Raw genomic sequence first — 13,396 nt, forward strand, 5'->3', positions numbered from 1 at the left:
AATGAATAATATAAGTAATCCTTGGCTAGAACGGGTGAATCCAGATAGTCCGCGAGAAAAAGATCACCGCCCGCCATTTCGCCGTGATCGTGGACGTATTTTGCACAGCGCAGCATTTCGCTGCCTGCAAGCTAAAACGCAAATTCACGCCGTGGGCGAAAATGATTTTTACCGCACGCGCTTAACCCATTCTTTGGAAGTGGCTCAAATTGGTAGCAGCTTGGTGGCGCAACTCAAATTCACCGAAGCATTTGCCCATTTAGCCGAGCAATTAAAGACGGACAAAAGCATTTTACAAAAACAGCTAAAGCCTTTATTGCCTTCTAATGATCTGATTGAAAGTCTGTGCTTTGCGCACGATATTGGACACCCGCCTTTTGGCCACGGTGGGGAAGTGGCATTAAATTATATGATGCGCGATTACGGTGGCTTTGAAGGCAATGCGCAAACTTTTCGCTTATTAACCAAGTTAGAGCCTTATACCGCCAATGCTGGAATGAATTTAACCCGCCGCACTTTGCTTGGCGTGGTGAAATATCCCGCTATTTTAGATGAAGTATCGCCACAATATAGTCAGATACCGCAGTTTCAGCAAGGCGATTTAAGCCAAACTAAAATGTTGGACTGGATTCCCGGTAAAGGATTATTCCGCGATGATCTTGATGTCTTTGAATGGCTACTCGCCCCTTTAAGTGAAAAAGATCGCCATCTATTTCAACAACTTAATCAATCACGAGAGTTGCCAGAGCAAACCTTAAAAACCTGTTATAAATCCTTAGATTGTAGCATTATGGAACTGGCAGACGACATTGCCTATGGTGTTCACGATTTAGAAGATGCCATTGTGGTTGGAATGGTGCATCAACACCAATGGCAAGAAGCCTTTGAGCAACTGCAACATTGTGATTCAGAATGGATTACGCAGCATATTGAGTCCATTAGCCGTAATTTATTTTCGCCTTATCATTATGAACGAAAAAATGCCATTGGCGCGTTGGTGAATTATTTTATTACCAATGTGCGGTGGAAAATTAGCGCAGATTTTTCAGAACCCTTACTTCGTTATAATGCGGAATTGCCGCCAGATGTGATTGCGGTACTGAAAGTGTTTAAGAATTTTGTCTGGAAATATGTGATTTGCGATGTCAATACGCAACGGATTGAATATAAAGGACAAAGAATGTTGCGTGAGATGTTTCAAGTTTTTGCTAATAATCCCGAGCGTTTATTGCCACCTTATGTGCTGGAACAATGGCGCAATGCAGATGAAGCGCACAAGCAACGTGTGGTATGTGATTACATTGCCAGTATGTCTGATGCCAACGCAAGACGCTTATATCAGCAACTTTAATAAAAGGATAAAAGAGCGGTTAAAAATTGAGTAAAATTTTTAATTTTTCAACGCATAGCATCAATTTTCCCGATTTTTATTGACCCTGTTTTTATTTCTATGTTAGAAAAATAAAGGATCATTTTTTATTAAAATGCAATAATGATGATTTTATTTCGGCAATAATTTGCCAATTTTTATATTTTAGGAGAGATTAATGGTTCGATATATTCGCTATTTTATGAAAATGGAAGCCGCAGGTGGAATGTTGTTGCTCTTTTTTGCAGCCTTTGCCATTTTGCTTGCAAACACACCATTAAGCCGTTTTTATTTTAGTTTTCTTGATGCGCCAGTGGTGATCCAATTTGGTTCGATTGTGCAAATTAATAAACCTTTATTAATGTGGGTAAATGATGGATTTATGGCCGTGTTTTTTGTGCTTGTGGGATTGGAAGTAAAACGAGAATTACTCACAGGGGCAATTTCTAGTTACCAAAAAGCTATTTTCCCTGCTATTGCCGCACTAGGCGGAATGGTTGTGCCTGCGTTAGTGTATTGGTTTATCACTAAAGATACCCCACAATATCAAGAAGGCTGGGCAATTCCAATGGCAACAGATATTGCCTTTGCGTTAGGTATTTTAGGCTTATTGGGTAGCCGAGTTCCCTTTGCCTTAAAAGTATTCTTACTTGCTTTAGCAATTATTGATGACTTAGGGGCGATAATTGTGATTGCCTTGTTCTTCTCACAGGATTTAAGTACCCGCGCGTTAATTCTAGCCAGTATCGCGATTGTGGGATTAATCTTGCTAAATCGTTTTAAAGTTTCTAATTTAGGGCCTTATGTCATTGTTGGGCTGGTGCTTTGGGTATCGGTGCTGAAATCAGGTGTACACGCCACCCTTGCAGGGGTTATCATCGGTTTTAGTATTCCATTAAAAGGCAAAAATGGACGAAAATTATTGCACGATATGGAACATATTTTAGCCCCTTGGTGTTCTTTCTTTATTTTGCCGTTATTTGCTTTTTCCAATGCGGGGGTATCTTTATCAGGAATGGGGTTAGAAACACTGAGTTCACCACTTACCCTTGGCGTTATTCTAGGCTTATTAGTGGGTAAACTGTTAGGCGTATTCTTATTTAGTTACCTTTCAGTGTTATTACGCATTGCAAAATTGCCTGAGGGCATTAACTTCAAGCAAATTTTTGCCGTGGCCTTGCTTTGTGGTATCGGCTTTACAATGTCAATGTTCCTTGCAGGTCTTGCCTTTGGTGGTGATGGAGCAAGTGAAATGGCGAGCTTTGCACGGGTGGGGATTCTCATCGGTTCTGGTTTATCGGCAATTGGTGGCTATTTATTATTAAGAGCCTTTACCAAGCCAGTAGAAACGAAGCCAGTTAGCGCATAGCGTTTTGAGCTTTTAAATTATTATCACTTTATAAATAGGGGGAATCATTAAATGCTTTCCCCTATGTGTATCTGATAGCCTAAATTAATAATTTGATTTTGAATTGGGATACCTTGTAACCGATTTAACAATTCTTGCGCTGCAATTTTGCCAATTTCTAATCTTGGCGTGATCACGGTGGCAAGTTGTGGTGTCATTGATTGCCCCACATCGTGGCCGTGGAAACCAGCAATGGCTATATCTTGCGGAATCTTGATCCCCAAACGCTGACATTCAAACAACGCGCCAATCGCTAAGTCATCATTGGTACAAAAAATGCCGTTGGTTTCAGGGTATTGGCTTAAGGCTTGGCGTAGTAAATTTGCTCCTAGAGTGAAAGAAGAGGGTTCAGAGGTAATCAGGCTATGTGGTGTTAAGCCGTGTTTTTTCATCGCATTTTCATAGCCTTGCATTTTTAGCTTGGTACGCTTGTCCATTCGTGCGGTGAAGTAAAGGATATTTTTATGCCCGTAATGAATCATTGTTTCCACCATAGATTGCGCCGCCGCCACATTATCAAAGCCCACCACTTGCTGAATGCCCATTTCGCTGCTGTCCATAATTTCAATCACAGGAATATTGGCGACTTCAAGCATTTTTAAGGTACGTGGGCTATGGTGATTTTCCGATAAAATTAAACCGTCCACATTATAAGAAAGCAGGCTTTCAATGCGTTGTTCTTCTTTTTCTACGCTATATCCATAGTGCGCCACCATCGTTTGATAGCCTGCTTTATCCGTAATTAATTCAATACCTTTCAACACTTCCGCGAACACTTGGTTAGTGAGAGAGGGCAGTAACACGCCAATGGCTAAACTTTTGGCGTTAGATAAAATATCAGGCGCTCGGTTAGGGATATAGCCAAATTGTTCAATCGCGGCAGCGATTTTGTGTTGCGTTTCTGGCGCAACGGAATCAGGATTGCGTAAATAACGGCTAATGGTCATTTTGGTTAAACCAAGATGATCGGCAATCATTTGTAGGGTGGGGCGTTTTCGTCTATTCATTTTCGTCTATTTAGCGATATAAAAGGGAAAAATAATAATCTGTTATTCTAGTAAAAATTTCACAAAAAATCACCGCACTTAGGAAATCAGCGTATAATGAAAACATTCACTCATCAGTTGATGGTAAAGCGAGGAAGCTATGTTAAAAGAAACTAAATCAAAACAAACCAATCTCACCGATGTACAAAATGCCCTAGATCAAACCGTGGCAGAAACCATTCGTCTAACGCAATATAGCCACGGCGCAGGGTGCGGTTGTAAAATTTCGCCGAAAGTGCTGGAAACTATTTTACATTCTGAAATGGAAAAATTTGTCGATCCTAATTTATTGGTGGGCAATGAAACCAAAGATGACGCAGCGGTTTATGATATTGGCAATGGGGTAGGCATTATCAGCACCACAGATTTCTTTATGCCGATCGTAGATGATCCCTTTGATTTCGGACGCATTGCCGCCACTAATGCCATTAGTGATATTTTCGCAATGGGCGGTAAACCCATTATGGCCATTGCGATTTTAGGTTTCCCAATCAAATTACTTCCACCTAGTGTGGCGCAACGTATTGTGGACGGCGGGCGGTTTGCGTGCCAACAAGCAGGCATCGCCTTAGCAGGCGGCCATTCCATTGATGCCCCAGAGCCGATTTTTGGCTTAGCCGTAACAGGCGTGATTTCTACCGACAAAGTGAAAAAGAACGCTTCCGCACAAGCTGGTTGCAAACTTTATCTCACCAAACCGCTTGGCATTGGCGTTTTAACTACGGCGGAGAAAAAAGGCAAGCTTAAACCTGAACACAAAGGCCTTGCCACCGCAACAATGTGCCAAATGAACAAAATTGGCGCGAAATTTGCGGAGCTAGACGGCATCACCGCAATGACGGATGTAACTGGCTTTGGCTTGCTTGGCCATTTAAGTGAGATTTGCGAGGGTTCTCAGCTCAAGGCAAAAGTGTATTTTGATAAAATCAAAACCCTAGACGGCGTGATCCGCTATATTGAAAAAGGTTGCGTACCTGGTGGCACAGGACGAAATTTTGAGAGTTACGGCCACAAAATTTCCCCAATGAATGATCTACAAAAAGCCGTGTTGTGCGATCCACAAACCTCAGGCGGCTTGCTGATTGCAGTAAAACCTGAAGCGGTGGAGAAAGTAATGGTGCTAGCACAGCAAGAAGGTGTGGAATTATTTGAAGTGGGTGAATTATTAAATGATGATTCTCAATCTGCCTTAATTGAGGTTATGTAAACGAAAAGTGCGGTAAAAAAGGCGAGAGTTTTCTCGCCTTTTATCTATTTAAAACCAGTATGTTAGATTTACAAATAGCTCACAAACTGGGCTAAATCTGCTTGCTTAGGCTCACGGCTGGCTTTTTCTTCCCCTGTGCCTAGCATAATAAAAGCGACCACTTTATCGTTTTGATCACATTGTAGCGCTTGGCGTAACTCAGAGCCATCAACCCAAGGGCCAGTAACCCATACATTGTCAAAGCCTTGTGCATTGGCGGCAAGTTGCATTGCGTAGGTGGCGCAACCTGCGGTAAGCATTTGTTCCCAAGCGGGGACTTTGGCAATATCTTTTTGGATTTTTGCGATCACGGCAATGATCATTGGCGCACGATTCGGTAAATTTTCCGCTTTTTTCAACCGCTCTTCACCGAGATTCAGCTCTTGTACGGCACTTTTTAATAAGCCGCCAAGTTTGCTTAAACCGTCTTTTTCAATCACTACAAAGCGATAAGGTTGCAATCTACCGTGATCAGGGACGTGCAGTGCAGCTTGGAAAATCTGTTCAAGTTGTGCTTGGTTTGGCGCAGGCGCAAAGAGTTTCTTGTTAGAACGGCGTGAAGTGAGTAGGGTTAAAGCGTCCATAATCAGTCCTTTTGTGATCATTTTTGTTATGAAAAGTGCGGTGGATTATAGCATAGTTTTTGCTCTTATAGGTGATATAGAAAAGCCCCTTTATATATCGGGGGCTTATGTAATTAGTTTTTTTTATCTTCTTTTTCAGCTTGTTTTATGGTGTGGTTAATAGCAGCTAAAAAAGCCAGAACAATCCCTAAAAGAACAAGTAATCCAATGGTGAGTTCCATTTAATCCTCCTTTGATAGCTGGGAATTTGTGTTTTCTAAGCAATTTTCCAGCAACGAGAGTGGCATAAATAACAAACATTAATGTAAGGCTACTCATAATTTTAAATAGTATTCCATTCTGACCAAATATTATCACGGGGACTGCAAGTATCGCAACTTTGGCAATATCTTCTACCATTTTTGCCCAAGCTTCTAAGGTTTCGACTTCGATCGGGCGTTTGAATAAATTTAACATTGGGTTCAAGTTAAAATTATAAAGTGAAGTGTTATGAAATTAGTTATTACAGAAAAATGCAATTAGCCAAAATAGCAGAAGTAATCGGTATTATTAGCCATAAAAATGGCCATGTCGAGTGTGGAAACACACTTACATTTTAATAAATTAACAGGACGCATTTTAATTCTAAAGCTACTGAGAAATAAATAATTACTATAATTAATTAAGTTTAAAAAATTATTTTTGCTCTAAAGAAAAAGTGTGATTTAATAAAAGAGCGTAATGAAAAATGTGAGAATTATACTTTTTATTGTTTGTTTTAAGTAATAAGGTTAATAAAGAATAAGTTTATATTGTAATGTAATATAAGTCATGATAAAATTATATTTACCATTTAAAATGGTGGCGAAAGCTAATGCACCTAAAAATAGGAGAGCGTAAATGAAACATTATGATTTAAATCCAAACAGTCCTTTCTATCCTTATATGCAAGATACAAGCTTTGAGCAATCCCTATCTGATGATGAAAAAGATAGTCGTTATAGAACACAATTAGCAGGGATTTTGTTTAGTATGTATGAAGGTTTTGAGTACACCGAAGATGAAAAAAATTTTATGATTTACTCCACTCTAAATGATATAGAGCCTAGAATTTCATTTAACATTCTTCTAAAAATAAATGATTTACCCGAAATAGACTTTAATGAAGTTGATAGAAAAAAAAGAGAGGTGTTACATATCATCTAAGAAAAAGGACTAGATATGGATTACATTTTAAATTTTAAAGATATAAAAGGTAACGAAGAGCGATTTAAGCATTATTATATAGATGGTACAAACGTTCTAAAAAACTTACTTAATTTAATAGATAACGATTTATTGTCTAGAGCTGAAAAATACTTGGTGTCTGTAAATTATAAAAAAGCGAGTTTAGTAAAAAAATCCTTTGATTTTGAGCATGTTCAGTCTATACATTATTCTTTATTTGGTGATATATATCCTTTTGCAGGGCAGTTAAGGCAAGCTAATATGGGAAAAAACATAACAGGGGAAACGTATTACGATCAACAAAAAGCAATGTTTATGGATTATAAAGAAATTCCTTACCATATAAATTTCTTTAATAATTATATGATTTCAAAAAGTAATTTGTCGGGGATTTCAGATAAAGAAAAGTTTGCAAAAGAACTTTGTGAAGTTTATTTGTTTATTAATGACATACATGCTTTTAGAGAAGGTAATGGGCGAACACAAAATGAATTTATTCGACAATTAGCGGAGTATAATGGGTATGTTTTAGATATTCAGTCCGCTATGAATAAATATAAAGAACAAGGGGTGAATTATTATCAATGGTTCTATGAGTATCAAAAAACAGGAAGAAAAGAAGAAATTTTAAAAAATTTATTTATTGATAATATCAAAACAAAAAATGAATATAAAAAAACTGGAAAATTCCAGAAAAATTAAAGAAATCAATAATTCTGTAAAGGAAAAGTGAAAACAACACTCGTTATTTATTGACAACAGTATGCTCTCCTTGTGCTGGGGCAACCATAGCAAAACCTTTTTAAGTGCGGTGATTTTTTAGTGAGTTTTGCGATCCAGATCGAGAAAACAGCTCAAAGCGGATAAAAACAGTCATTCTGGAAAGAATTATTCGCATTTGGGTATTAATCTGTTTATGATACGCCTCTCGAATAAAATCAAAAAATAAGGAAATCTATGAAATCGCTGATGAAACTAGGCTTTATGCTGTGGCGAGGATTAAATTTTGTGCGCAATGTTGTGATGAATTTAGTCTTTCTTGTTTTTGTGCTGTTTCTTTTTGCGGTGGTGAGTTTGCTCACGAATGCGAATAAAGAAACCCAAGCGCCACTGGGCGCAGATGAAGGGGCGTTATTGCTGAATTTAGATGGCTATTTAGCGGATAATCGTGAAGAAATTCACTCTTTGCAAGATTTGTTGAAAGAAGTGGATTCTCAGTATGTACCACGTCAAATTTCTACCTTTGATTTGGTGTATAGCATTCGATCTGCGGTGAATGATCCACGCATTAAAGGCTTGGTGTTAGATCTGAATCGTTTTGAAGGGGCTGATTTGCCTACGATTAAATATGTGGGCAAGGCGATTAATCAGTTTAAGCAAAGTGGTAAGCCGGTGATTGCTTATGCGGATAGCTATACGCAAAAACAATATGTACTCGCGAGCTATGCCGATGAAATTTATCTCAACCCGATTGGTGCGGTGGAAATTCAAGGCTTGGCATTGGAAAATCTGTATTACAAAGATTTGCTCGACAAGCTAAAAATCACGCCACATATTTTCCGTGTAGGCACGTATAAATCTGCCGTTGAGCCGTTTTTGCGTAATGATATGTCGGCAGAAGCCAGAGCCAATATGCAACGTTGGTTAAGCACAATGTGGACGGATTATAAAACGCTGATCGCAAACAATCGCCAAATCCCTATTGATAATGTCTTACCTGAAGCGGAGCAATATTTTGCGAATTTGAAAGCATTAAATGGCGATTTGACGGCTTATGCCCAACAGCAAAAATTTGTGACGCAACTTGCCGATCGTTTTACTTTAGAACAAAAACTCACCGCACTTTTTGGCAAAAATGCAGAGGGAAAAGCAAAATTGTTGCCGTTTGATCGCTATTTAGCAGATTTGCCTGATCGCATTGAAGGGGAAGGTAAAACACGCATTGCGGTGGTCAATGTCGAGGGTGCAATTATTGACGGTGAAACCGATGACAATGGTGTTGGCGGTGATACGATTGCTACATTGTTGCGTCAGGCTTATGAAGATGAAAAAATCAAAGCCGTGATTTTGCGTGTAAATAGCCCCGGTGGCAGTGCCTTTGCGTCAGAAATTATCCGTCAGGAAATCGTTCATTTACAGCAAGCAGGCAAGCCAGTGGTGGTGTCAATGGGGGCAATGGCCGCTTCAGGTGGTTATTGGATTTCTAGCACTGCAGATTATATTTTAGCTGATGCGGATACCATTACGGGATCTATCGGTATTTTCGCGATGTTCCCGACCTTTGAGAAAGCCGTAGCAGAAATTGGCGTGAATGCTGATGGCGTGACCACTTCACCATTAAGTCAGCAATCTTCTTTTGGTGGCATCTCAAAAGTAAAAAGTGATCTTTATCAACTGGAAATTGAACAGGGTTACGATAAATTCCTTTCGCTTGTTAGCAAAGGCCGTCAGCTAGCTAAAACAGACGTGGATAAAATCGCACAAGGTCAAGTCTGGTTGGGATCAGAAGCCTTGCAAAATAAATTGGTGGACGAACTCGGCGATTTTGATCGTGCGGTGGAAAAAGCAACGGAATTAGCTAAAGCAAAACAAAACGAGCAAAGTGCGGAAGAATTTAGCGTGGAATGGCTAATTGAACGCAATGATTCTATGCTTGATGCCTTGGTGAAAGGCTTCGGCAAAGGCGCGCAACAGCAATTATTCAATGCGCTTGGCTTGGCAAAACCGTTCAATGAAGTCAAACAACAGCTCAACCAACTGAGCCAATTTAACGATCCGAAAGGGCAGTATTTATACTGTATTAATTGCGGAACGTTACGCTAAAAATTATTTTCCCCTTTTATGCAAATAGAAGGGGAAAATTTTTAAAAATTGCACCGCACTTTTTATTTCTTTTTATTTCTATTATTTCTTCTATTTATTGCTAGCGGTTTCTTGGCATAATCCAAGCTGGCTTAAAAAGTCCACAAAGGCTTTCACTTTCGCCGCCAAATGACGGCGGTGGGGATAGACAATATTCATATCAATCTGATGTTGTGGATAGTCAGCCAGCACTTCCACCAATTCCCCTGAAGCTAATTCATTTTCAATCAGAAAACGTGGTAAATTCACAATGCCGAGTCCTGATTTTGCCAGTTCTGCCAAGGCCAAGCCACTGTTGCACATTACATCAGCCTGCACGCGCAAGCGTTCAATTCTTGTACCGTTGATAAATTCCCAAAATACTTGATTATTATTGGATTTATACAGCATTATTTTGTGTTGATAGAGTTCTTCTGGCGTTTGTGGAATACCCTTTTTAGCGAAATAATCGGGCGATCCCACAATGTGCATTGTTGAACTCGCAATTTTTTTCGCTACCAGCGAGCTGTCTTGCAAATTGCCAATGCGTAAAGCGAGATCAAAGCCTTCGGTGATTAAATCCACTAAACGATCGTTAAATTCAATGTCCACTTCAAGATCAGGATTGGCGTGCAAAAATAAGCCTAAATTAGGCGCAATAAAACGCAAGCCAAAATCCCGTGGCACGGAAATATGCAACTTGCCTTGTAATGCACTAGCAAGATTGCTGATACTGGCTTCGGCATCTTGCAATTCTGCCAGAATAGGCTGGCAACGTTGGTAATAAAGCAGCCCCGCTTCAGTTGGCACAATCTTTCTGGTGGTGCGCTGCAACAAGCGTGTTTTCAGCTGTTCTTCCAGTTGTGAAACCAGCTTACTTGCCATTGCTACGGAGATATTTTGCTGTATAGCGGTTTGGGTAAAACTTTGCGTTTCCACCACTTTACAAAAGACAGAAATTGCATTGAGTTTATCCATTTATTCTTCCTTTTTTAAAAAAATGATTGACCAATCCACAGATAGTCCGCAATATATCGGGCAATTTTACACAAGTTAGCAGAAATTAGGTAAAGAAAAAGATGAGTAAATCTTTAGTGATTGTGGAGTCGCCAGCCAAGGCGAAAACCATTAATAAGTATTTAGGAAAGGATTATATAGTGAAATCCAGCGTAGGGCATATTTGCGATTTACCTACCGCTGGAATGAGTTCTGGTGAAAAAGCCAAGCCAATTTCTACCAAAGGATTAAGCCCCGAAGAAAAGCAAGCCATTAAGCAAGAAAAAGAACGTAATGCCTTGGTGAAGCGTATGGGGATCGATCCTTATCACGATTGGAAAGCCAATTACCAAATTTTACCGGGTAAAGAAAAAGTGGTGGCAGAGCTGAAATCGCTGGCGAAAAAAGCGGATCATATTTATCTCGCCACCGATTTGGATAGAGAAGGGGAAGCCATTGCTTGGCATTTGCGTGAAGTGATTGGCGGTGATGATGATCGCTTTAGCCGCGTGGTATTCAACGAGATCACCAAAAATGCCATCACTCAAGCCTTTGAATACCCTGAACATCTCAATATGGATCGCGTTAATGCCCAACAAACACGCCGTTTTCTTGATCGCGTGGTGGGCTTTATGGTGTCGCCATTATTATGGAAGAAAGTGGCGCGCGGCTTATCAGCAGGGCGTGTGCAATCGGTCGCGGTGAAATTATTAGTAGAACGCGAGCGTGAGATCAAAGCTTTCCAACCTGAAGAATATTGGGAAGTGGCGGTGCAAACGGAAACCGCACAGAAAATTGGTTTGCGTCTTGATGTAACCAGTTTTAAAGGGAAAAAATTTGAGCCGAAGAATGCGCAACAAGCGCAAAGTGCGGTGGATTTTTTACAAAAATCTGACTATATCGTTTCTGATTTAGAAACCAAACCAACCAGCTCTAAACCGAAAGCACCATTTATTACTTCAACCTTGCAGCAAACGGCAAGTACTCGCCTTAATTTTGGCGTGAAAAAAACAATGATGCTGGCGCAGCGTTTGTATGAAGCAGGTTATATTACTTATATGCGTACCGATAGCACTAATTTGAGTAAAGATGCGTTAAATATGGTGCGTGATTATATCGGTTCAAATTATGGTGATGCCTATTTGCCGGCTAAACCGAATTTTTATTCGAGCAAAGATAATGCGCAAGAAGCGCACGAAGCCATTCGCCCTTCAGATGTACGTGTATTGGCTGCTGATGTACAGGGAATGGATAAAGATGCGGTGCGTTTATATGATCTCATTTGGCGTCAATTTGTGGCTTGCCAAATGCCGGCAGCCCAATATGACAGCTCAACGCTCACGGTAACGGCGGGCGATTACAGCCTGAAAGCCAAAGGGCGTATTTTACGTTTTGACGGTTGGACGAAAGTGTTACCGCCAATGAGTAAAAGTGCAGAAGATCAAGTGCTGCCAGCCGTTGCGGTGAACGATCAGCTAAATTTAAAAGAAGTAATCCCACAGCAACATTTCACTAAACCACCTGCGCGCTTTACCGAAGCTGCACTGGTAAAAGAGCTGGAAAAACGCGGAATTGGTCGCCCTTCTACTTATGCCGCGATCATTTCAACCATTCAAGATCGTGGTTATGTGAGGGTGGAAAATCGCCGTTTTTATGCGGAAAAAATGGGAGAGATTGTTACCGATCGCCTTAACCAATCTTTCACCGATTTAATGAATTATGATTTCACCGCCAATATGGAAGATGTGCTAGACCAAATTGCCAACGGTGAAAAAAATTGGAAAGCGGAATTAAATCAATTCTTTAAAGATTTTTCTGCACAGCTGAGCCAAGCTGAATTAGATGAGCTAGAAGGCGGAATGAAGCCAAATAGCCTTGTGCTAACCGATATTAAATGCCCAACTTGTGGCCGTCCAATGGCGATTCGTACTGCAAGTACAGGTGTATTCTTAGGCTGTTCAGGCTATGCCTTACCACCAAAAGAGCGGTGCAAAACGACAATAAATTTAATTCCAGAAGCGGAACTATTAAATGTGCTGGACGAAGCTTCCGAAACCAAAGCCCTGATGGATCGTAAACGTTGCCCGAAATGTGGCACGGCAATGGATAGCTATATTATTGATCCGCAAAGAAAACTTTATGTATGCGGAAATAATCCAAATTGTGATGGCTATGTGGTGGAGCAAGGCGAGTTTAAGATTAAGGGTTATGACGGCCCAGTGGTGGAATGTGATAAGTGCGGCGCAGATATGCACTTAAAATTGGGGCGTTTTGGCAAATATATGGCTTGTACCCAATGTGATAACACGCGCAAAATCTTAAAAAATGGCGAAGTTGCGCCACCAAAAGAAGAGCCAGTACATTTCCCAGAGCTAAAATGTGAAAATTCTGATGCGTATTTTGTATTGCGTGATGGGGCAAGTGGCGTGTTTATGTCTGCGCATAATTTCCCGAAATCTCGTGAAACTCGCGCAGCTAAAGTGGCTGAGTTGGCGCTATATCGTGATCGTCTGCCTGAAAAATTGCAATATTTAGCCGATGCGCCACAGAAAGATCCTGAAGGCAACGAGGCCATTGTTCGCTTTAGCCGTAAGGAAAAACGTCAATATATTACTTCTGAAAAAAATGGCAAAGCCACAAAATGGCGTGCTGACTATATTGACGGAAAATGGGTTGAGAATGGTAAATAGCCCTAATTGA

The 13,396-nt window shown here is 40.3% G+C and carries 10 protein-coding genes; 7 read left to right on the top strand and 3 right to left on the bottom strand.

Annotation, left to right across the window (positions count from 1 at the left end):
• The first annotated feature begins 1 nt into the window (after position 1).
• Both DYC50_RS06790 and nhaA read left to right on the top strand, forming a co-directional pair.
• Positions 2–1,351, top strand: a complete 1,350-nt coding sequence (locus DYC50_RS06790; RefSeq protein WP_115249540.1) for an anti-phage deoxyguanosine triphosphatase — start codon at positions 2–4, stop codon at positions 1,349–1,351.
• A 196-nt stretch (positions 1,352–1,547) separates the two neighbouring features.
• Positions 1,548–2,738 carry a Na+/H+ antiporter NhaA gene (gene nhaA, locus DYC50_RS06795; protein WP_115249541.1) on the top strand — a complete coding sequence of 397 codons (1,191 nt, stop codon included), beginning with the start codon at positions 1,548–1,550 and terminating at the stop codon, positions 2,736–2,738.
• Positions 2,739–2,785: 47 nt separating this feature from the next.
• Here the strand turns inward: nhaA and gntR are convergent, their stop codons facing one another.
• Entirely contained in the window at positions 2,786–3,784 is a 999-nt protein-coding gene (gene gntR / locus DYC50_RS06800) for a gluconate operon transcriptional repressor GntR (protein ID WP_115249542.1), read from the bottom strand.
• A 205-nt stretch (positions 3,785–3,989) separates the two neighbouring features.
• On the opposite strand from gntR, the gene selD reads away from it, so the two are divergent.
• The gene (gene selD / locus DYC50_RS06805) at positions 3,990–5,030 is read left to right on the top strand and encodes a selenide, water dikinase SelD (RefSeq protein ID WP_115250175.1); all 1,041 of its coding nucleotides are present in this window, start codon (positions 3,990–3,992) and stop codon (positions 5,028–5,030) included.
• A gap of 68 nt (positions 5,031–5,098) precedes the next feature.
• On the opposite strand, the gene DYC50_RS06810 is transcribed toward selD, so the two are convergent.
• The gene (locus tag DYC50_RS06810; protein WP_115249543.1) at positions 5,099–5,653 is read right to left on the bottom strand and encodes an NAD(P)H nitroreductase; all 555 of its coding nucleotides are present in this window, start codon (positions 5,651–5,653) and stop codon (positions 5,099–5,101) included.
• 879 nt (positions 5,654–6,532) lie between these two features.
• On the opposite strand from DYC50_RS06810, the gene DYC50_RS06820 reads away from it, so the two are divergent.
• From DYC50_RS06820 to sppA, 3 genes are all read left to right on the top strand, one after another.
• Positions 6,533–6,838, top strand: coding sequence for a hypothetical protein (locus DYC50_RS06820; RefSeq protein ID WP_115249545.1), 306 nt, complete (start codon positions 6,533–6,535; stop codon positions 6,836–6,838).
• A gap of 15 nt (positions 6,839–6,853) precedes the next feature.
• On the top strand, positions 6,854–7,561 hold the full coding sequence (locus tag DYC50_RS06825) for a Fic family protein (protein WP_115249546.1): 708 nt from the start codon (positions 6,854–6,856) through the stop codon (positions 7,559–7,561).
• Between the two features lie 255 nt (positions 7,562–7,816).
• On the top strand, positions 7,817–9,682 hold the full coding sequence (gene sppA / locus DYC50_RS06830; RefSeq protein ID WP_115249547.1) for a signal peptide peptidase SppA: 1,866 nt from the start codon (positions 7,817–7,819) through the stop codon (positions 9,680–9,682).
• 90 nt (positions 9,683–9,772) lie between these two features.
• On the opposite strand, the gene DYC50_RS06835 is transcribed toward sppA, so the two are convergent.
• Positions 9,773–10,678 carry a LysR family transcriptional regulator gene (locus DYC50_RS06835; RefSeq protein WP_103854906.1) on the bottom strand — a complete coding sequence of 302 codons (906 nt, stop codon included), beginning with the start codon at positions 10,676–10,678 and terminating at the stop codon, positions 9,773–9,775.
• 101 nt (positions 10,679–10,779) lie between these two features.
• Between DYC50_RS06835 and topA the strand changes: the two genes are divergently transcribed.
• Entirely contained in the window at positions 10,780–13,386 is a 2,607-nt protein-coding gene (topA, locus tag DYC50_RS06840; protein WP_115249548.1) for a type I DNA topoisomerase, read from the top strand.
• Positions 13,387–13,396: the final 10 nt, after the last annotated feature.

The sequence above is a fragment of the Avibacterium avium genome (assembly GCF_900454535.1).
GTDB classification, from domain to species: Bacteria; Pseudomonadota; Gammaproteobacteria; order Enterobacterales; family Pasteurellaceae; genus Avibacterium; species Avibacterium avium.